The following is a 20,469-nucleotide window of genomic DNA, read 5'->3' as shown; positions in this document are numbered from 1 at the left end:
GTCTACCGCGCCTCCTGGTCGCTGTTCGGGACTCGCGCGGCCGGCACCGGCGGCCGCTCCATCCGCAGCTGGCCCGTCCCGTGCCGGGTCATCCGCTTCATGGGGCCGCGCAGCGCGGTGTGCAGCCCGTCCCACAGGGTGCCGTCGGTCCGGTCCCGCGGATCGGGGTCGATCAGCACCACTCCGATCACCGGGATGTCCAGGTCCGCGAGCTGCCGCGCCACGGTGTGCAGCCACGCGGCGCTGCCGTGCCCGGCCCGCACGACGAGCACGGTCCGGCCACCCAGGAACCGGAGGTCGGTCCACGCCGTGCCGGGCGCGACCGAGCCGACGCCGAGCCGACGCGTCTGCTGCGGCACGGCCGCGGCGTCCTCACCGCTGACGACGTCCGGGTCTCCCGGCTCCGGGCGGCGGCCCGCGAGCTGCGCGCCGGGCAGGCCGTCGACGATGACCACCGGCCCCTCCGCCGCCAGCGCCCTCGCGACGTCCAGAGCGATGACGCTCGTGGTGCCCGCACAGCCAAGTTCCAGGAGCGACACCGGTTCCGCGGAGCCGCGCACGGTGCGGGCCAGGCTCGTGGTGAGCCTCGACCGTGCCGCCCGGGTCCGGCGGAGCTGCCACAGCCGGGCCGACCGGCGCGGCAGCCGGGGCAGCTCCGCGATGACCGACGCGCCCAGGTTCGCCGCGATCTGACGGCGCAGCACGGGACGGTCCGCCACCACCGTGCCGACCGCGGCCACCGCGAGCCCGAGGACGAGCCCGAGGACGAGACCGACCCCGGCGCTGGTGGCGGCGGCCTTGGGCAGCGAGTGCGGCACCGCGCGCGCCGCGTCCACGATCTGTGTACCGGCGATGAGTCGGGGCGTGCCGACGCGGGCCTCCTCGGCGCGCTGGGCGAAGTCGGCGATCCGCGAGTTCAGCTCGGCCCGGCGGGCGAAGAGCGACTCGATGCTCGCCGAGTCCCTCGAATCGGTCTCGGGCGACCGGTCGCCGATCGCCTCGTTGACCTTGGCGAGCTCGTCCTTCATGCGCTCACGCTGGTCGAGCAGGGCCTTGGCCTCGGTCTTCGCGGTCTCCCGCATCCGCCGCACATGGTCCGCGACGAACGCCTCGGCCAGCGCCTTGGCCCGGGCCACGGCCTTCGCCTCGGTGTCGGCCGTCACATGGATCTGCATGAGGTTGTTGGTCAGGCCGGTGCCCCGGTAGTCCTGCATGAAGTCCTCCGGCTTCTCCGGGGACTTGAGGGACTGCAGGGCCTTGCCCGCGATCCGTGTGGTCTTGAGCAGCTCGACGTCCGTGCGGATCAGCGTGCCGGTGTCGTTCGGCTGGTCCTCCTGGTGCGCCACGAGGACCTTGGTCGCCGCGGTCGGCGGCGGCGGTCGCAGGACGGCGAACGCCGCGCCGAGCAGCAGCCCGAGCACCGCGAGGGAGCACCAGAGGCGACGGCGCCTGCGCACCGCCACGACCAGCGCCTGCAGGTCGAGGAGCGGAGTCGAAGCCGACGACTCCGCAGTCGTACTCGTGGTCATCCGGAACCCCCCGTCGCGTGGCCGCGCGCCGCGAGCGCCGGGGTGGCGTTCTCCGCGGACCGGCCGGCGGATCGCGCCGGACGGTCCTGGACCGTACCGGCGACGACGATGCCGACGACCTCGTGCCTGCCGTCCGCACATGCCTCGGCGATGCCGCCGAGTTCCCCCGCGGTCCAACTGCCCGCGCTGAGCACGACCAGGGCACCGGACTCGGTGTCGCGGTCCGGCACCGTCGGCCGGTCCACCGAGACGTCGACCACCCGCAGCATCGGATCGCCCTCGGCCTCGGCGACGAGCTGCTCGGCGGCCCGGCGGGCGATCCCGTCGCCGTCCGGTACGACGACGAGGAGCCGCCGCGGGGCCAACAGCTTCTCGCGGAGGCGGGCACACACCCGCCGGTAGCGGATCTGTCTGCTGGCCTCGTCGCCCGACCGCCGGGGGGCCGGCAGGTCCCACCGGGTGTCGAGGCCGAGCAGCCCCCGGATCCAGGCCCGCGGGCCACCGCCCGCGGACCGGAGGGCGAGCCGTCCCCCCGGCACGTCGACGGCACCGAGGACCGTGGAGCCCAGCGCCGCCGCGATCTCCGGTTCGGTGCGCACACGGCGGTTGCCCCGCGCGACGGCGAGATGGCCGATGACCGCGACCAGGAAGAACAGCAGCGCCCCGGCGACGACGAACTGCGTTCTCGTCGGCGGTGCCTCACTGGTCGGCCGGGCCGCCGGGCCCATCACGACCATGCCGGCCTTGCTGGTCGCCCGGTCGGACTCGTCCAGCTTCTTCATGGCTTCCTGCAGCGCGGTGCGCAGCTTTTCCAGCTCGGTGCGGGCCTGCACGCTCTCCACGGTCTGCCCCGGATCGGCCGCGTTGGCCAGGTCGGTGATGCGACGGTTGGTCTCCGCCACCTTCTTCCGCAGGGCCTCGGGACCCGTGGCTGCTTCGGAATCGGAGTCGGAATCGGAGTCGGGGTCGCCGCCCGCGATGCGCGCGGCGAAGTCGACGAACTTCTCCGCCATCCGGTCGGAGAGCTGTTGCGCGCGCTCCGGGCTTTCGGCCGTACCCGAAATCTTGATGATGTTCCCGTCGGAGGCCTTGGCGCTCACCTGATCCCGCAGCTCGCCGCCGCTGACGCCGCCCCAGCGAAGGGAGGCGGCCGCGCGGTCGACCACTGCCGAACTCGTCGCGATCTCCGCTTGAGTCAGCAGCTCGCGCTCCTCCCACTGCCCCGGCAGCAACACCGATGCCGAAGCCGTGTATCGCGGCGGGAACAGCACCGAGGTGCCGTACCCGACGAGCGCGCCCAGCACGGCGACGATGACGAGAAGCCGCCAACGCCGACGGAAGATCCGCCCGATCGTGACCAGGCGTATTGCTTCTTCACTCAACTGTGCTGCCTCTTCCCTGTGCGGATCGGGGCGCGGGCCGACGCCGGAGTCCGGTCGCGGCAGGCGGCTGCGTAGGCAGCGAGCAGCGACACTTGCGAGTTCTGCCAGGACAGCTCCCCGCTGATCCGCTCCTGGCCGATCTTGCCCATCCGGGCGCGCCTCTCCGGATCGTCGAGGAGCAGCGCCACGAGCTTGGCGAACTCGGCCTCGTCGTTGGCGGGCGCGTACACGGCGGCCTCCCCGGCGGAGACGCGTGCCTCCCGGAGGTCGAACGAGACGATCGGCCGGCCCATCGCCATGTACTCAAGGACCTTGTTCATCGTCGACACGTCGTTGAGCGGATTGCGCGGGTCGGGGGAGAGGCACACGTCCGCGGTGGACAGGTACCGCACCAGGTCGGCATCCGGAATGCGCCCGGTGAACTGCACCCGGTCGGAAAGACCGAGCCGCCGGGACAGCCCCACCATCGAGTCGAAGGCGTCACCCGAGCCGACGAACACCGCGTGCCAGTCGGTCCGCCCGAGGTCGTCGCGCAGCTTCGCGAGGGCCCGCAAGGCGTAGTCGACGCCGTCCTGCGGCCCCATCACGCCCAGGTAGCACAGCAGATGGGGCTTGCCGCGCTTCAACTCCGGCTCGGGCGGCACCGGTTGGAACCGCTCGACCGCGGGCGCGCTGCGCACCACGAACACGTCCTCGGGTCTCTTGCCGCCACGGCGCACCGCGACGTCCCGGTAGCTCTCGTTCGTGGCGATCACGATGTCGGCGGCCCGGTAGGTCAGCCGTTCGAGGGCGCGCACGCCGCGGTAGAGGAGGTCCTCGCCGCGGTCGAAGCGGGACAGGTACAGCTCGGGCACCAGGTCGTGCTGGTCGAAGACGAACCGCGCGCCGCGCCGCGTCAGCCACCGCGCCGGCAGGAACAAGAGGTCCGGCGGGTTGCAGGCGTGGACCACGTGGACCGGGCCGACCTTGCGGGCGAGCCGGTACGTGTGCCACAGCGCCGATCCGTACTCCTTCAGATAGCCGGCCGGACCTCCGGTCGCCGCGCGCAACGGGTAGCGGTGGATCCGCACCCCGTCGATCACCGCCTCCGGCTCCGTGTCCCGCTTCTCGCCCCGCGGGCAGATGACGTCCACCGTCCAGCCCGCGTCACGCAGTGTCGTGCACTCCTGCCACACCCGCCGGTCGAACGGCACCGACAGGTTCTCCACCAGGATCAGCGCGCGCCGGCCACGCCGGTCGCCGCCTGTCGCATTACCAAGCAAGGCCCACGTACCCCGGTTCGGCCCGGCGCGCGTCGGCGTCGGGAAGGTGGATGAGGTCGACGATCACCGGTTCCCCGCCGTGGGGCAGCGCCGCGAGGACGGCCGGATCCCTGGTCCCGACCAGGCACACCTCGGCGTGCTCGAGCACCTCGTCGACGGAGTCGGCGAGCAGTTGCCCGAGGTGCGGAAGGCGGGTCTCGATGTACTCGCGGTTCGCGCCGAGCAGCCGTGACAGGCTCACGTTGGCGTCGTAGATCCGCAGGTCGTAGCCCTTGCCGAAGAGCCGCTCCGCCAGCTCGACGAGCGGGCTCTCGCGGAGGTCGTCGGTGCCGGGCTTGAAGGAGAGGCCGAAGAGGCCGACGCGGCGCTTGCCGGTGCGTTCGACCAGGTCCACCGCACGCTGCAGATGGTCCGCGTTGGAAGGCAGCACATGGGCGAGGATGGGCACCGAGACATCGGCCCGCTGCGCCGCGTGCACCAGGCTGCGCAGGTCCTTGGGCAGGCAGGAGCCGCCGAAGGCGAAGCCGGGCCGCAGATAGGCGGGGCTGATGTTCAGCTTGCGGTCGGCCAGGAAGACGTCCATCACCTGGTGCGAGTCCACGCCGAGCGCCTGGCACACCGCGCCCAGCTCGTTCGCGAAGCCGATCTTGAGGCCGTGGAACGCGTTGTCCGCGTACTTGATCGCCTCCGCCGCCGGGACCGGTACCCGGAACACCTCACCGGGCAGGCCCCCGTAGAGCGCCGCCACCACGTCGCCGCTCGCCGTATCGAGCTCGCCGATGACGGTCTTGGGCGGGTCGAAGAAGTCCCGCACGCTTGTGCCCTCGCGCAGGAACTCCGGGTTGACGGCGACCCCGATGTCCACGCCCGCCGTGCCGCCGACGAACTTCTCCAGGATCGGCACGAGCAGGTTCAGGCAGGTGCCCGGGAGCATGGTGCTGCGGAACACGACGGTGTGCCGGCCCCCCTGCTCGGCCACCGCCGCGCCGATCTGCTCGGTGACCCGCTCCAAGTACGTGGTGCACAGGCTGCCGTTGGGCTCCGACGGCGTGCCCACGCAGACGAGGGACACCTCGCTGTCCCTGACCGCCGCACGGACGTCGGCGGTGGCGCGGAGCTTCCCGGCCGCCACGACCTCGGCGACGAGCTCGCCGATCCGCTCCTCCACCACCGGCGCCTTGCCGTCGTTCACCATGTCGACCTTGACCTGGTTCACGTCGACGCCGATGACGTCGTGACCCAGGCTGGCCAGGCACGCGGCCGACACACAGCCCACGTAGCCGAGCCCTAAGACACTGACTCTCATAACCCGTTCCTCCCCCCAGGCATGCCCTTCCGGCCTGCCTTCCGTTCGCCGGTCGGACGACGCCCTCCGGGTGATCAATAGGCCCCCTGCCCCTGGAGCACCGCACGCAGCGTCTTCCACAAGATCACTGTGTCCAGGGCGAGCGACCAGTCCTCCACGTACCGCAGGTCGAGCCGGACGGCCTCCTCCCACGGCAGATCGCTGCGTCCGCTGATCTGCCACAGGCCGGTGAGCCCGGGCTTGACCAGGAGCCGCCGCCTTATGTCCGGGCCGTACGCGGCGGACTCCTCCGGCAGCGGAGGCCGCGGACCGACGAGCGACATCGATCCGGTGAGTACGTTGAAAAGCTGCGGGAGTTCGTCGATCGAGTACCGCCGAAGAACCGCCCCCACCCGGGTCACCCGCGGATCGCGGCGGAGCTTGAACAGCAGCCCCGCGCCCTCGTTCAGGTCGGCAAGGGCGGCTCGGGCCCCGTCGGCACCGGCGACCATGGTGCGGAACTTGTAGATCGTGAACTCGCGCCCGTCCTTGCCGACCCTGCGCTGGCGGTAGAACGCCCCGCCCCGGCTGTCCATCAGGACGAGCACCCCGACCAGCACCATCAGCGGTGCGAACAGGACCAGCAGGATCACCGCGCTCATCCGGTCGACGACCGCCTTGATCGCGCGACGGCCCCCGGTGAAGGTCGGCATGCTGACCCGGAGCAGCGGGATCCCGAGCACCGCATCGACGTGCAGCCGGGGTCCGGCCACTTCCATCAGGACGGGGGCCACGACCATGTCGGCATCGCTGCCTTCGAGGTTCCAGGCGAGACGCTGCAGCCGTTCCGGCGACCAGTACGGGTCGGGTGTGACCGCGACGACGCGGTAGCCGTCGCGGCGGACATGACCCGCGACGTCCGCCAGCTCGCCGACGACCGGCACTCCGTCCAACTGGTCACCTTCGAGCCCGTGACCGTCCGTCGTGCACACCGCCTCCACGCGCCAGCCGAGGTGCGGGAACTTGCGGGCCCGGGTGATCAGATCGCGCACCGTGGCCGGGCTCCCGGCAGCGAGTACCGGTCTCAAGCACCGGCCTTCCTTGCGTTGTTTGTGCAGCCACAGCCGCAGCACATAGCGCGCGGTCATGGTGACGATTGCGATCGCGGGGATCGCCACGAAGATCCAGAGCTTGATGTTGCGCGAGGTCAGAGCGATTCCACCGAGAGAAAGAACGACGGCCGCCGTGAAAAGCGAACGTCCGAGTCGGCGGAATTCCTCTGCTCCCTGGCCGAGAACTGCAGGAGCCCACGACCGGCTCACCGCGAGTGATCCCAGGATCAACAATTCGGTGCCGAAAGCGAGAAAGGCCCAGTTCTCATGCCAGTTGGCCGCGTCACGTACCCCGAAGAAGCCCCCGATCGCCGCCACCACGAAGGCGGTGGCCACGGTATCGCTGGTGATCACGGCCCGTCGGTACCGCTGCTCCCAATCGCTCGCGGGCTGGCTGCTTGCCCCGTTCGTCAGACGCCCGCGCGTCGACGGAAACGGGTTGACTAATTCCCCCTGCTGCACAGAACCCCCCCAGGTTTCGCCATGGTTCGGCGTGTTCGCCTGCTCCCCTGTTCAACCCCCCGGGAGGTCTCACCCCCGGTGCCGCGCTGTTCCTCCCCGCAGGAGGCCCCCGCCTCCCGCGCACGACAAACCGACATACTTCAGCGCTACTGAAACAACTCAACCTGGCGGCAACGGACCCGCAGGCCCTGCCGAACCCCTCGAGACGAGTCGGAACTCTTCAACTCCCGGGTGCCCCCCGCACCCGAGCCCCCCTGTCGAGCTCCGAGAATTGATCACCCCCAAGCCTGGCGCCGGGGACGCTACTGCTGGCTGTGCATGGCGCCGGACCCATAGATCATTAACGTTTGCTTCGTCTCCGAACAGCTGAAGCACGGTCAATTTAGACCATGGGGGTCAGGTTGTAGAGGGGGTGTGTGCAATTCGTGCCGAAGCTTTGAGAAGGGATTCACCAACCGGTGACCCCCCACGGGTGCCTGCACGACGAAGACATGCCGTGTGACCTGTGGTGATGGGAATCCCTTGGCGGGTGGCACCAGTAACTTCAAGCCGTCCGGACACATTTAACTTGACCGATCCGAGGGCCTATTGGCCCGATCGGGCGGGGGACGTTGTGGCGGCGTGCGAAGGTGCGTTCGACCTGGGGAGTCAGGCCCGGGTGAAGACGGCCCTGAGGGTGTAGGGGCGGTCCATGGTCATCGTCACGTGCTCGTCGGTGATGTCGTGGCGGCGGCCGTCGACGATCCAGGCGCTGACGCGGTAGCCGGACGCGGGCTTGGCGGTGACGGCGACGGTGGTGCCGGGGGCGTAGGGGCCGTGGACGGCGGGGCGGGTCGTGCCGTTCGGGCTGGATTCGAGGGCGAGTCGGTACCGGGGCCGATTCACCTTCAGGGCGCGGTAGTCGGCGACGATGGGGGCGGTCAGCCGGGCCAGGGCGGCGTTGTTGTTGTTCGCGTCCCCGAGGGGCTGGCCGTCGACCGTGTTCTCGGTGTTGGAGTACTGGTTGACCGGACTGCACGGGCGGCCGCAGTTCTCGGCGTACGCCATCACGGTGTGGTAGTCGCGGCGCGGAGTGATCCACCCGGTGCCGTAGGGGGCGTTGAGCAGGTGCTCGTATCCGCCGGGTGCCTGCTTGTCGAGCGTGGTGCGGTCGTGGAACAGCCCGAGGTTGTGGCCCAGTTCGTGCCCGAGGTTGTACCAGTCGACGAGGGACTGGACGTCGACGGCGGAGTACGCCAGCTCGCTGTCCATCCGGCCCTTGGTGGGGAGGCTGCCCTGCCCGGAGGAGCCGTTGGGCACGTCGTTGATGACGGTGACCAGATCGACGCCCAGTTGCTCGCGGTAGCGGTGCGCCGTCGCGCCGAGGGTGAAGTCCCGGGGGTTGGAGAGCTTCTTGTGCATGACGGCGGCCGTCTGGTCGCCCCAGTACTCGGTGTTGTAGCTGCCGACGATGTCGATGCTGGCCGCGACGTTGCTGTCCGCCAGGGCCTGGTTCATGTAGGACTCGGCGAGCCGGAGCCGGGCCAGCATGGCCTGCTCGCTGCCGAGGCGGCGTACGGCGGGCGGGGTGTATCCGGCGAGGACATCGATGACGACGGGGTCGGCGGCCGCGGCGGGCGCACGGTTCTTGAGGGAGTCCTGCAGCTTCCGCGCCGCGTCCTTGCTGAGGGCGCCGTTGTCGGGCTCGGGGTGGCGGCGCGCGTCCGGGTCCTCCTCGGTGATCCGTACCCGCGGCTGCTTTCCGGGCAGGGTCGTGAGGTGGTACGCGTGCTCCTCCAGGTCGATCAGGGCGTCGACGGCGGGCGGTACGTTCTTCTTTGCGGGCGGACACACATGGCTCGCGGAGATCACCGCCTGGTCCTCCGGCGCCCCCTTCGCGTGACCGGTCCAGGTGACGGTGTTCCCGTCGACCTCGCGGCCGTCCTGGACGACGGTGACGCGGACGTCGGGGAAGAGCTGAAGCGTGTGTTCGTCGGCCTGGCTGAAGCCGCCGGAGCCGCACAGCCACTGGAAGTCGGCGGCATCGAGGTCGACGGTGCGTTCCCGCAGCACGTCCTTCTCGTACGCGGGCGGTCCGGGTTCTTGAGGCCGGGGCGCGGCCGCGGCCACCGTCCCGGCGAGGGAGAGCGCGGTGGCGCAGGCCAGGGCCGAGCAGACCGTGCCGCGAAAGCGCGGGCGTCGCGTCGAGATCATGGCGCTAGCCGTTCCACTGCCCCCGCCCCCGGCAAGCGGACGTCGTGCGCACGTCACCCGAGTGCGCAGGACCCGGCACTCACATGGCGGCCATGCCAGGGAAGGGTGTCATGGCCTCTTTGAGGTTCGCTGGGGTGTTGCTGAGCGTGGGCGCTCAGGGTGTGCAACTGACGGTCGCCTCGGCGCGGAACACGTGCCCGTAGTTCGGATCGTCGAAGGTCTCGAACACGAGGGGTTCGCCGACGAGTGTGCAGGTGTACAGCTGCTCGGCGCCGGCCGACGCCTCCGCGTCCCAGACGGCACTCTGAATCGCCACCGCGGCAGTCGGCCCGCGACCGCCGCCCGTGAAGAGCTTGGCCGCGGCGCCCGCGTCGGCCACAGCGAGTGGCGAACCCACCATGAGGACGGACAGGGCGACTCCTGCGACAGCCAGTTGGCCCTTCCTGCGCACCTTCATCGCCGTCATCCCTTTCACTGATCGCTGATCGCTCACTGAACCGGGGTACTTGACAGCCTACTGAACGAGGCCTCGCCGAACAGCGTCCGGAACCCTTCACGTGCGGCCCGCGGAACGCTGCGATGCCGCCCCCGGTGGGCTGTTCGGTGATCTCTCCTCACTCGTTCGCTCCCCATGATCATCTCAAAACGGAAAAAGTCGGATAAAAAGATCTTGCGTTTCGGCTGGACCGGAACGGCGCCGCTTTGCCGTGCCCGATGTGAAGGGGTCTCTCGATGCGACACAAGCTCAGACGGCGTGCGGTCGCCCGCCGTTGGCCACGGGGCGCGGTGGCCCTCGCGGCCGGTGCGGCGGCCCTGGTCGCGCCGCCCGCGGCAGCGGTCACGGCGGCCGCGCTCGCCGCATCACCGGCCCCGTCGCCGTCGAGCCCGCCCCCTGGCCCGGCATCAGGTCCGGTGTCCGGCTCGGCGGGCGCGGAGGTGTCGCCGTCGCCCTCGGGGTCCGCGCCCGCCTCGCCGACACCGGCGGCATCGGCCTCTCCCTCGGGCACGCCCTCCGGTACGCCGGTGGACTCGACATCGGCCTCCCCCTCGGGAACGTCCTCCGGTACGCCGGTGCCCTCGGCCTCCGCGCCCCGTCCGGGCCCGCCGCAGCGGGGCCCGCAGGCGCCGCGCCGCGAAGCCGCGTCGGCTCGGCCGCCCACGGCCCCTACAGCTCCCAAGGCTCCGGCGGTTGCCAAGGCTCCGGCAACCGCCAAGGCCACGACGGCTCCTACGGGTCCCAAGGCTCCGACGGCCCCCGCGGCTCCGACGGCCCCGAAGGCCACCCCACCCTCCGCCCCCGCCCGGACGAGCCCGCCCCCGCAGGGCCCGCGCGATGAGCGCGCCACAAACGACGAGCGCGCCCCACACGGCGAGGCCGACCCCAGCCGCACGACCCCCCGCGCGTCCACCTCGTCCTCAGCCTCACCGTCCCCGCAGCCCCGCAAGCACCGCGGCCGCCCGGCGTCGGCCGCCCGGGCCGACCTGGAGGCGCGGTCGCGCCCCGGGACGGGGTCGGGGCGGCGTGCCGCGGGCTCGGTCCGGGGGCCGGACGGCGTGTACGACTACCGCATCACCGCCGTCAACCACGGCCCCTCGCAGGCCGTCGGCGTCACGGTCAGGGACCGCCTGCCGGACGCCCTCGTCTTCGTGTCGTCCGCGGACGGCTGCACCGCGAGCGGACGGACCGTCACCTGCGGCCCGCTGCCGGAGCTCGCCGTCGGCGCGTCCCACAGCTGGATCGTGACCGTACGCCTCGCCGACGACTACGAGGGCGACGGCCGGGACATCGTGAACCTGGCCGAGGTGTCCTCGCAGACCCACGACCCCGACGCGAGCAACAACACCAGCTCCGCGACCGGCCTGCCCGTCCCGCCGGACTGGGGCCGCGCCGACCTCTCGCTGACCAAGACGGCCCTCCTGCCCGGCGGCCGCTCCTGGGTCCGGCCCGGAGAGACCTTCACGTACCGGATCACCGTGCACAACAACGGCCCCGGCACGGCGCGCGGGCTGCGGGTGACCGACCCGCTGCCCAAGGGCCTGCACTTCGTGGGCTCCCCGGACGGCTGCGCGCCGGACGGCGGCGGACAGCTGATCGTCTGCCCGGGCCCCGACCGCCTCGCGTCGGGTGCCTCGGTCTCGTACGCGCTCACCGTCCGCGTGGCGACGGAGCGGACCCGCCACCTCGGCAGGATCGAGAACGTCGCCACGGTGACGGCGACGACGAAGGACCCCGACCCGAGCGACAACCAGAACCCGCCTCACACGGTGTACGTCAGGACCGGCGACCACGGCGAACTGCCGGACACCGGCGGTGACGTGCCCGCCTGGCTCGGCTGGGTCGCGGGCGCCGCGGTGACCTGCGGCGGCCTCCTGGTGGCGGCCGTCCGGCGCCGCGGGGCGGGGGAGGGGCCGCGGCGATGAGGACCTCCCGGCACCCGGCGGGCCCGCGGTGGCTCGCCGCCCTGTTGCTCGCGCTCGCCGCCCTGTTCTGCGGGCTGCTGACCCCGGCGGCCTCGGCCGTGCGGGCGGAGCTGGCCTTCCCGGTCCACGAAGGCTTCGACAACGGCAACGACCTGGGCACCGCCACGGGCAGCGCCTCCTATTCGGACGGCTGGCTGCGCCTGACGCCCGCCACGGCGACCAGGGCCGGGTCGTGGCAGATGAAGGACTCGTTCTCCACGGACCTCGGCATTGTCGCGGAGTTCACGTACGCCACCTACGGCGGCAGCACCTTCGACGGCAAGCGGGGCGACGGTCTGGCGTTCTTCCTCGCCGACGGTTCCGCGTCGACCGGGACCGGTGCCACCGGCGGCGCCCTCGGTTACGCCTGCGCCGGACTCGCGACGCGCTGCACCAGCAACGGTGTGCCCGGCGCGTTCCTGGGCGTCGGCATCGACGAGTTCGGCAACTTCTCGGCCAGCTCCACCGGGGCGAGCGGACCCGGCACCCAGGCCAACAAGATCGTGCTGCGCGGCGGCGGCAACGGCACCTCCGGCTACCGCTTCGGCACCTCCGCCAACGGCCCCGGCGGCACCGTCGAGACGGGCAACCGCGCCAAGTTCCGCACGGTGCGCGTCACCGTGCAGCCCAGCGGCGGCAAGCTCCTCGTGTCGGTGTGGTCCGACTCCGGACCCGGCACCACGTCCACCAAGGTCATCAGCGACTTCGACGTGTCGACCGTGAGCGGCCAGCCGTCGCTGCCGTCCACCCTGCGCGTCGGATTCTCCGCGGGCACCGGCGGCGCCACGAACAACCACGAGATCGGCGACCTGAAGATCAACGTCCCGGCGGACCTGTCGGTCACCAAGTCCGGCAAGCCCGCCACCGTTGCGGCCGGGACCAGACCGGTCACGTACACGGTCACCGTCAGGAACAGCGACGCCAACGCGGTGTCCGGAGCGGCCGTGAAGGACGCGGCACCCGGGCTCACCGGCGTCACCTGGACCTGCTCGGCGAGCTCGGGCAGCGCGTGCGGCAGGGCGTCCGGGACCGGTCCCCTCGACACCACCGCCGACCTGGCGCGCGACGGCACCGTGACGTACACCGTCACCGGCACCGCCCCGGCCCAGCCGACGACCCTGACCAACACGGCGACGGTCATCGAGCCCGGCAACCGCTCCGACACCGACCCCGCCGACAACACGGCGACCGCGTCCACCACCGTGACCGCGCGGGCCGACGCCGCCGTGAGCAAGGCGGGCGTCGGGCAGGGTCCTGTACGGCCGGGCGAGGAGTTCGAGTACCGGATCACGGTCCGCGACAACGGGCCGTCCGACACCGCCAACGTGAAGGTCACCGACACCCTGCCGACCGGCCTGACGTTCGTGTCCTCCGCCGACGGCTGCACGGCCTCCGGGCAGGCCCTCACCTGTCCCACCGCGGCCAGGCTCGCCGCGAGCGCCTCGGTGTCCTGGACGTTCCGGGTCAAGCTCGACGCCGCGTACCAGGGCGACGGCTCCGACCTAGGCAACGTCGCGAAGGTCACCCACGACGTCTCCGACCCGGACCTCACCAACAACACCAGCACCGCCGCCCTGCCCCCGGGCGGAGTGCGGGCGCCCTCGGCCGACCTGGTGACCGTCAAGCGCACGACGACCAACGGGCAGGTGGCGCCCGGCGAGGAGTACTTCTACCGGGTGACGGTGGCCAACAGGGGCCCGTCCGTCGCGCGCGCCGTGCGGATCACGGACCCGCTGCCGACCTCGCTCACCTTCGTGTCGTCCGCCGACGGCTGCACCCTGGCGGGCCGCACGGTCACCTGCGGACCGGTCGCGACCCTGACGCCGGGGGCCGCCACGTCGTGGACGTTCCGGGTACGGCTCAACGCGGACTACAGCGGCGACGGCACGGACGTCCTCAACGTCGCGACGGCCGACGCCGACACCGCCGATCCCGACACCGGCAACAACAGCGGCAGCGCCACCGTGCCCGGCGGCCGGGTCAAGCCGCCGACCGCCGACCTCGAGTTCGGCAAGACGGCCGAGAACACACCTACGTGACGGGTCCCGCCGCAGTGGCGGGATACCTCCCCTCGCACGTCCGTACAGCGGTGTACGCGACCGAAGCACGAACGGAACCGATGTGAGATGAGTACGACACGACATCGCCGACGCGCCCTGGTGGGCGTCGCGGTCGCCGCGCTGGTCTGCGCGCTGCCGCAGTGGTCCGGGCAGGACCCGGCCCGGGCGGCGGCACCTTCCGGCGCCGCGCCGCGGGTGACCACGGAGCTGAGCCGCGTCCTGCCCGTGGCGGGCCGGGCGGACACGCCGCCCGGCGGACTGATCACGTACACCCTGACGGCGAAGAACAACGGGCCTTCGGTGGCCCGCAACGTGACGGCCTCGGACACGCTGCCCGAGGGCATGTCGTTCGTGTCGTCAGCCGACGGCTGTTCGGCGAGCGGCCGCACGGTGACCTGCGGTCCGGAGCCGCAGCTCGGCGTGGGCCAGACCAAGAAGTGGACGTTCCTCGCCCGGCTGAACCCCTCCTACCAGGGCGACGGCTCGGACCTCGGCAACAGCGCTTCGGGCACGTCGGACGCCACCGACCCCGACCCCGACAACAACAAGCCGGACCCGGTCACGCCGCCGGGACCCTTCACGCCCGAGTCGGACATCTCGACGGTGAAGACGGCCCTCGGCACCGGGCCGATCGTCCCCGGCGAGGAGTACGAGTACGAGATCGAGGCCTCCAACGCCGGTCTCTCGGACGCCCGCAACGTGAGCGCCACCGACACGCTGCCCGACGGCGTCTCCTTCGTGTCGTCGGCCGACCCCTGCACGGACTCCGGGCAGCGGGTGACGTGCGGTCCGCACGCGAGGCTCACCCCCGGCGCCTCCGTGAAGTGGACGTTCAAGGTCAAGCTGAGTGCCGCGTACCAGGGTGACGGCTCCGACCTGCGCAACACCGCGACGTCGACGTCCGACTCCAAGGACCCCGACCTCACCAACAACACCAGCACGGCGGTGCTCCCGCCGGGCGGCGTCACCGAGCCCCAGGCCGACCTGTGGGCGGGCAAGGAGCCCACGACCACCACGCCCATCGCGCCGGGTGAGACCTTCGAGTACGCCGTGACCGTCACCAACGACGGACCCTCCCGGGCGCTCGACGCGAAGGCGACCGACACCCTGCCCGCGCGCCTGTCCTTCGTGGGCTCGGCGGACGGCTGCACCGCCTCCGGCCAGGACGTCACCTGCGGGCCGCAGGCCGTCCTCGAACCCGGCGCGTCGAAGACGTGGAAGTTCACCGTCCGGCTCGACTCGGAGTACACCGGCGACGGCAGCGACATCCGCAACACCGCGACCGTCTCCTCGGACACGGCGGACCCCGTCCCGGCCAACAACACCAGCTCCGAGGCGGGCCTGCCGGGCAGCAAGGTCAACAAGCCCACGGCCGACCTGGCCGTGACCAAGACCGCCGTCGGCGACACCGCGCCGCGCCCCGGTGAGACCTTCGACTACAAGGTCACCGTCACCAACAAGGGCCCGTCGGCCGACGCCTACAACGTCAAGCTCACCGACGAGCTGCCCGTGGGCCTGTCGTACGTCTCCTCGTCGCCCGCGGGCTGCGCGGTCTCCGGGCAAGTCGTCAACTGCCGCCGCACGACCCCGCTCAAGGTCGGCGAGACGGTGGAGTACACCCTGACGGTGAAGGTCGACCCCGCCTACCAGGGCGACGGCAGCGACATCAAGAACACCGCCCACGTCACGGCCGACAACATCGACCCGAGCAGTGACAACGACACCGACACCGCGGGACCGCCCGACGGCGGGATCGCGGCGCCCGCCGCCGACCTCGCGATCGTGAAGAAGCCCGCGACGGACCAGCCCGTCGCCCCCGGCGAGACCTTCGACTACACCGTGACGGTCACCAACAAGGGCCCGTCCCAGGCCGAACAGGTCCAGGTGTCCGACGTCCTGCCCACGGCGCTGAGCTTCGTCTCCTCCGACGACCCGTGCACCGCGGGCCGCACCGTCACCTGCGGGCCCCTCGCGACCCTGGCGCCCGGCGCCTCGGTCAGCTGGGTGTTCAAGGTGAAGCTCGCCGCCACCTACAACGGTGACGGCGGCGACCTCGACAACACGGCCACGGTGTCCTCGGCGACCAAGGACCCGGTCACCGGCAACAACTCCAGCACCACGGGCCCGCCCGGAGGCAAGGTCACCAAGCCGAAGGCCGACCTGGAGGTGAGCAAGCAGATTCCCTGATTCCCTGACGTCCCCCCGGACGCTTCCGAACGAAAGGCGTCCGACCGGTGAGATCCCCGGTCGGGCGCCTTTTCACGTGCCGGTGGAAGAAGCCGGTCTGTCGGGCAACAGGCGACGCGCGACGGGCGACCTCGTGTGCGTCGTCCGACCACCCGCTCTGCCGAGGGCCGGGGGACCGGAAGCGAAGACTCTGGACATCCGTTCGGTGTGCGGTAAGGACGTCCTGTACGGACATCTCCATTCGGCTGTCCGCGTCCCGCTGTGGTGTCCGCCCTCCCGACACCGGGCAGAGATCACTGCGGCACGAGGCGACCCGTCGGGAGGACACAGTGGTCACAGACCGGCACGCGCACACGATGACGCACACCGACGGCGACGCCGTGCGGCACTACGAGGCGGCGCTCGACCACCTGCTCTACTTCCGCGAGGAGGTCGCGCCGGAGGCCCGAGCGGTGCTCGACGCATCGCCCCGCTCCGCCATGGGGCACGTCTTCGGCGCGTACCTCGGCCTGCTGGGCACGGAGGAGCAGGACGCGGCGGAGGCGGCCACGGCCTTCGAGGCCTACCGCGCGGACGTGCACGCGGCCGACCTCACCCCGCGCGAGCGCATGCACGTCGAGGCCGCGTCGCTCTGGCTCGACGGCGACATGCACGCGGCGGGCCGCGTCCTCGCCGAACTCGTCGTGGCCCACCCGAAGGACGCCCTGGCCCTCGCCGTCGGCCACCAGATCGACTTCTTCACCGGCAACGCCGTGCTGCTGCGCGACCGCGTCGGCGGCGCGCTGTCCGCCTGGGACACCGACGATCCGCACTACGGCCTGCTCCAGGGCATGTACGCGTTCGGCCTGGAGGAGGCCGGGCACTACACGCCCGCCGAGCGCGTGGGCCTCGACGCCGTCGAACGCAATCCACGCGACGTCTGGGGCATCCACGCCGTCGTGCACGCCTACGAGATGCAGGGGCGGTACGAGGACGGCATCCGCTACCTCGACGCCCGCGCCGACGACTGGTCCGCCGGCAACTACCTCAACGTGCACAACTGGTGGCACTACGCCCTGTACGTCATGGAGACCGGCCGCACCGACAAGGTCCTCGAGGTCTACGACGCCGCCGTGCACCACGAGGGTTCGGGCGGGGCCGCGATGGAGCTCCTGGACGCCGCGTCCCTGCTCTGGCGGCTCCACCTCGCGGGCACCGACACCGGCGACCGCTGGCCCGTCCTCGCCGACGCCTGGGCGCGGCGTGGCGACGGCGCGTACTACGCCTTCAACGACGTCCACGCCGTCATGGCCCACGTCGGGGCCGGCCGCCTGGCCGACGCCGAACGGCTCATCCGCGACCGGGAGGGCTGGCTGCGGGACGCGGGCTCCGGCCGCCCGGGGCTCTCCAACGTGCCGATGACCGCCGAGATCGGGCTTCCGGTGTGCCGTGCCCTCGTGGCCTACGGACAGGGGCGCTACGCCGACGCGGTCGACCTCCTGCTGCCGCTGCGGCACCGCCTCCACACCTTCGGCGGCAGCCACGCGCAGCGGGACGCCGTGCAGAAGACCCTCGTCGAGTCGGCACTGCACGCCGGACACCACGACCTGGCACGCACGCTCCTGAGCGAGCGCGTCAACCTGCGCCCCCGGTGCCCCTACGACCAGGACGCGTGGGCCCGGCTCGCCAAGAGCGCCAAGGCCCACCGCTCCGCGGCGGAGCACGGCGGGGATCCGCGGCCGCGGGTGTGAGGTCGCCGCTCGGGGGCACCCGGAGTGGCGGAGGTTGATGTTGTTCGGCGCGGGATTCGCCGTCGCGTCCCTCTGGCGGCCGTGAGAGTCGTGCCGGACGGCGGAAGCCCGTCGAAGCGGTGCGTCGGCCGACGCGATCGAGACGAAGGAGTACTGATCCATGACCCAGCGGACGCACCACTCGAAGAGCCCGGCCGTCCCCAACGGGGTGCGCAAGCACGCCGAGGAGACCAAGCAGGGGCTCGGCCGGACGGTCGACGCGCTGGCGGCCGCGACGACCGACGTGAAGGCCAAGGCCGCCCACACCGCGGACCAGGCCAAGGCGATGGCCGGTCAGGCCGGCGACAAGATCCAGGAGCAGACGCCCGAACTGCTGAAGCAGAAGGCGGGCCAGGGCGCCGAGGCGGCGCGCAAGAACCGCGGTCTGCTGCTGGCCACCGCAGCCGCTGTCACCGCCCTGTGGCTGATGTTCCGGCGCAAGGAGAAGTGAGACCTTGCGGGCGGCGAGGATCGCGTACAAGCCGGTCGGGCTGGTCCTCGGCGCGGTGAGCGGGATGCTGGCCGGCGCGCTGTTCCGGCAGGCGTGGAAGAAGCTCGGCCACGAGGAGGACGCGCCGGACGCCACGGACGAGGAACGGACCTGGGGCGAGGTGTTGCTCGCGGCCACGCTCCAGGGCGCGATCTTCGCCGCCGTGAAGGCGGCGGTGAACCGGGGCGGAGCGGTGGCCACCCGTCGGTTGACCGGGACGTGGCCCGGCTGAACGGCGCCCCAGACCGACGAACAGAACAGACCAGGTCCGCGCCCGCGGACCGGGAGGAGGCACGCTGATGAGCACGGTCACGGAGACGGTGGACGTCGAGGTTCCCGCTCGCACTGCCTACAACCAATGGACGCAGTTCGAGGAGTTCCCGCGCTTCATGGAGGGCGTGGAGGAAGTCGTCCAGCTCGACGACCGGCGCAACCACTGGACCACCAAGGTCGCGGGCGCGCGCAGGGAGTTCGACACCGAGATCGTCGACCAGCTCCCGGACGAACGCATCGCCTGGCGTACGACCAGTGGCGACATCAAGCAGATGGGCATGGTCCGCTTCCAGCCCCTGGACGCGTCCCGCACCCGCGTCGAGCTCGTGATGGAGATCGAGGGCGAGGGCCTGGCGGAGAAGGCCGCCGAGGCGGTCGGCGTCGTCGACCGCCGGATCAAGGGCGACTTGCGGCGGTTCAAGGAGTACATCGAGCACCGCGCGCGGGAGTCGGGCGCATGGCGCGGCCGGATCAGGCCCGAGGACGTCTGACATCCGGCGTCGGGCGCCGACATCCCACGGGCCGCGCGGAGACGCCCTCCGCGCGGCCCTCATCCATGGTCTTGTGCAAGGTCTGGCTCAAGGCCTTCGGCGTGGGGGGTTGCGTGGGGCCGGTACGACGACTGGCCGGGTGTGAAGTACGGGCGGTGACGGCCCCGGTGGGGGAGCGGACGTACCAGCGGTGACGAACGGGACGTACTATCTGCGGCCATGGCCCTAGGCATACGGAACACACGGGGCGGCACGGCGCGGGCCGTCCGCCGCTGTGCCGTGCTCGCCTGTGCCCTGGCCTCGGTCCTGGCCGTCCTCTGCGTGTGCTTCGGGGCCCTGGCACACCATGAGGACGGCGACGGCCGCGCCGCCCCCGGCGTCGCGAGCCCCGCCGCCGCACCCGGACCAGCACCCGAACCAGGGACGGGACCGGCCCTCGGCCACGACTGCCCGCCCAGCGAGCGCTGCGCAGCCGTTACCCACCACGCCGCGCTCACGCTGCCCGCGCCCGAGCCCCCGGCCCCCGCCACCGACGAGCATGCCGGACAGCCCCGGCACTCTCCCACCGCACGGCCCGCGCCGCGCGGACCCACGCGTCGGCAGGCCCCCGACCTCCACGTCCTTCAGGTGCAGCGGACCTGAGGGCGGCCCGCGCGCGCCCCACTGAGGGCGCGCGTACCGCTGCCTTCCTTCCCTCTGCGACCACCGCTGTGCCCAGCACAGCGGGGACAAGGACATCCACGGCCATGAGCACTTCCAAGTCCCCCAGACCCACTCCCAAGTCCTCGGCGTCCGCGCGCACATCCGCGAAGTCGCCCTCCAAGAGAGGCAAGAGCGCCGCGACCGCCGCCGAGCGCAAGGCCCGCATCCAGGAGATGCGCCGCGCCGAGCAGGCACGCGAGCGACGCCACCGCATCCTCACCGTCGCGGCGAGCGTCGCCGTGGTCGTGGGGCTCGTGGGATTCGGCTCGTACGCACTGGTGTCGTACGACGACAAGCAGGAGAAGCGGGACGCCTCGGCGTCGGCTCCGGTCAAGGGCGAGAAGACCTGGGACGCCGAGAAGCTCGGCCGCAACCACGTGGACAAGGCGGTCGACTACCCCATGACCCCCGCGGTCGGCGGCGATCACGCGCAGGCCTGGGTCAACTGCCAGGGCAACGTGTACGACAAGCCGGTCGGCAAGGAGAACGCCGTGCACTCCCTCGAACACGGCGCCGTCTGGATCACGTACAACGACAAGGCCGCCGCCGCGGACATCAAGCGGCTCGGCGGCAAGGTCAGCGGGACGCCCTACACCCTCATGAGCCCGGTCGCGGAACAGCGCGGCGCCATCACGCTCACCGCGTGGGGACGCCAGCTCTCCGTCACCGACGCGTCCGACCCGCGGGTGGACCAGTTCCTGGACAAGTACGTCCAGGGCCCGCAGACACCCGAGCCCGGGGCGGCGTGCACCGGGGGTGTCGGGGCCGCCTGAGCGGGAGCGCGGGTGGTGCGACGTGCCGGTGACCGGCAC

The 20,469-nt window shown here is 71.8% G+C and carries 17 protein-coding genes; 10 read left to right on the top strand and 7 right to left on the bottom strand.

The genetic code is table 11. From position 1 onward, the window contains the following. Nucleotides 1–2: 2 nt before the first annotated feature. The 7 genes from ACFVHO_RS26075 to ACFVHO_RS26045 form a co-directional block, all read right to left on the bottom strand. Complete coding sequence (locus ACFVHO_RS26075) at nucleotides 3–1,529, bottom strand: Wzz/FepE/Etk N-terminal domain-containing protein (protein WP_385719227.1); 1,527 nt, start codon at nucleotides 1,527–1,529, stop codon at nucleotides 3–5. Next, entirely contained in the window at nucleotides 1,526–2,911 is a 1,386-nt protein-coding gene (locus tag ACFVHO_RS26070) for a Wzz/FepE/Etk N-terminal domain-containing protein (RefSeq protein ID WP_385719224.1), read from the bottom strand. Before ACFVHO_RS26070 ends, ACFVHO_RS26075 begins: the two co-directional genes overlap by 4 nt. Further along, nucleotides 2,908–4,173 (bottom strand): glycosyltransferase family 4 protein, encoded by a 1,266-nt coding sequence (locus ACFVHO_RS26065; protein WP_385719221.1) that lies wholly within the window; start codon nucleotides 4,171–4,173, stop codon nucleotides 2,908–2,910. Before ACFVHO_RS26065 ends, ACFVHO_RS26070 begins: the two co-directional genes overlap by 4 nt. Next, nucleotides 4,163–5,479, bottom strand: a complete 1,317-nt coding sequence (locus ACFVHO_RS26060; protein WP_385719218.1) for a nucleotide sugar dehydrogenase — start codon at nucleotides 5,477–5,479, stop codon at nucleotides 4,163–4,165. The genes ACFVHO_RS26065 and ACFVHO_RS26060 overlap by 11 nt, the downstream gene beginning before the upstream one ends. 74 nt (nucleotides 5,480–5,553) lie before the next feature. Next, a complete protein-coding gene (locus ACFVHO_RS26055) occupies nucleotides 5,554–7,032 on the bottom strand; it encodes a sugar transferase (protein WP_385719215.1) in 1,479 nt (492 codons plus the stop codon). Nucleotides 7,033–7,680: 648 nt separating this feature from the next. Beyond that, nucleotides 7,681–9,225 carry a reprolysin-like metallopeptidase gene (locus ACFVHO_RS26050; protein WP_385719212.1) on the bottom strand — a complete coding sequence of 515 codons (1,545 nt, stop codon included), beginning with the start codon at nucleotides 9,223–9,225 and terminating at the stop codon, nucleotides 7,681–7,683. Nucleotides 9,226–9,379: 154 nt separating this feature from the next. Continuing rightward, nucleotides 9,380–9,718, bottom strand: coding sequence for a hypothetical protein (locus ACFVHO_RS26045; protein WP_385719209.1), 339 nt, complete (start codon nucleotides 9,716–9,718; stop codon nucleotides 9,380–9,382). 277 nt (nucleotides 9,719–9,995) lie between these two features. Between ACFVHO_RS26045 and ACFVHO_RS26040 the strand changes: the two genes are divergently transcribed. The 10 genes from ACFVHO_RS26040 (at nucleotide 9,996) to ACFVHO_RS25995 (ending at nucleotide 20,430) form a co-directional block, all read left to right on the top strand. Further along, nucleotides 9,996–10,562: a hypothetical protein gene (locus ACFVHO_RS26040; protein ID WP_385719207.1), complete on the top strand. Its 567-nt coding sequence runs from the start codon at nucleotides 9,996–9,998 to the stop codon at nucleotides 10,560–10,562. Nucleotides 10,563–10,779: 217 nt separating this feature from the next. After that, the gene (locus tag ACFVHO_RS26035) at nucleotides 10,780–11,646 is read left to right on the top strand and encodes a DUF11 domain-containing protein (protein ID WP_385719205.1); all 867 of its coding nucleotides are present in this window, start codon (nucleotides 10,780–10,782) and stop codon (nucleotides 11,644–11,646) included. Continuing rightward, nucleotides 11,643–13,724: a hypothetical protein gene (locus tag ACFVHO_RS26030; protein ID WP_385719203.1), complete on the top strand. Its 2,082-nt coding sequence runs from the start codon at nucleotides 11,643–11,645 to the stop codon at nucleotides 13,722–13,724. Before ACFVHO_RS26035 ends, ACFVHO_RS26030 begins: the two co-directional genes overlap by 4 nt. A gap of 87 nt (nucleotides 13,725–13,811) precedes the next feature. Continuing rightward, nucleotides 13,812–15,932, top strand: a complete 2,121-nt coding sequence (locus tag ACFVHO_RS26025; RefSeq protein ID WP_385719201.1) for a DUF11 domain-containing protein — start codon at nucleotides 13,812–13,814, stop codon at nucleotides 15,930–15,932. 356 nt (nucleotides 15,933–16,288) lie between these two features. After that, the gene (locus ACFVHO_RS26020; RefSeq protein ID WP_385719198.1) at nucleotides 16,289–17,662 is read left to right on the top strand and encodes a tetratricopeptide repeat protein; all 1,374 of its coding nucleotides are present in this window, start codon (nucleotides 16,289–16,291) and stop codon (nucleotides 17,660–17,662) included. 160 nt (nucleotides 17,663–17,822) lie between these two features. Next, nucleotides 17,823–18,152: a hypothetical protein gene (locus ACFVHO_RS26015; RefSeq protein ID WP_385719195.1), complete on the top strand. Its 330-nt coding sequence runs from the start codon at nucleotides 17,823–17,825 to the stop codon at nucleotides 18,150–18,152. 4 nt (nucleotides 18,153–18,156) lie between these two features. Continuing rightward, complete coding sequence (locus ACFVHO_RS26010; protein ID WP_385719192.1) at nucleotides 18,157–18,423, top strand: DUF4235 domain-containing protein; 267 nt, start codon at nucleotides 18,157–18,159, stop codon at nucleotides 18,421–18,423. 67 nt (nucleotides 18,424–18,490) lie between these two features. After that, nucleotides 18,491–18,955 carry an SRPBCC family protein gene (locus tag ACFVHO_RS26005; RefSeq protein ID WP_385719190.1) on the top strand — a complete coding sequence of 155 codons (465 nt, stop codon included), beginning with the start codon at nucleotides 18,491–18,493 and terminating at the stop codon, nucleotides 18,953–18,955. 219 nt (nucleotides 18,956–19,174) lie between these two features. Beyond that, a complete protein-coding gene (locus tag ACFVHO_RS26000) occupies nucleotides 19,175–19,597 on the top strand; it encodes a hypothetical protein (RefSeq protein ID WP_385719189.1) in 423 nt (140 codons plus the stop codon). 233 nt (nucleotides 19,598–19,830) lie between these two features. Next, nucleotides 19,831–20,430 (top strand): DUF3105 domain-containing protein, encoded by a 600-nt coding sequence (locus ACFVHO_RS25995; protein WP_385719410.1) that lies wholly within the window; start codon nucleotides 19,831–19,833, stop codon nucleotides 20,428–20,430. Nucleotides 20,431–20,469 lie beyond the last annotated feature (39 nt).

Source organism: Streptomyces sp. NPDC127108 (assembly GCF_042677545.1).
Taxonomy (GTDB): domain Bacteria; phylum Actinomycetota; class Actinomycetes; order Streptomycetales; family Streptomycetaceae; genus Streptomyces.
Note: the sequence above shows the minus strand (reverse complement) of the source record. Positions and strands in the feature narration are given on the sequence as shown.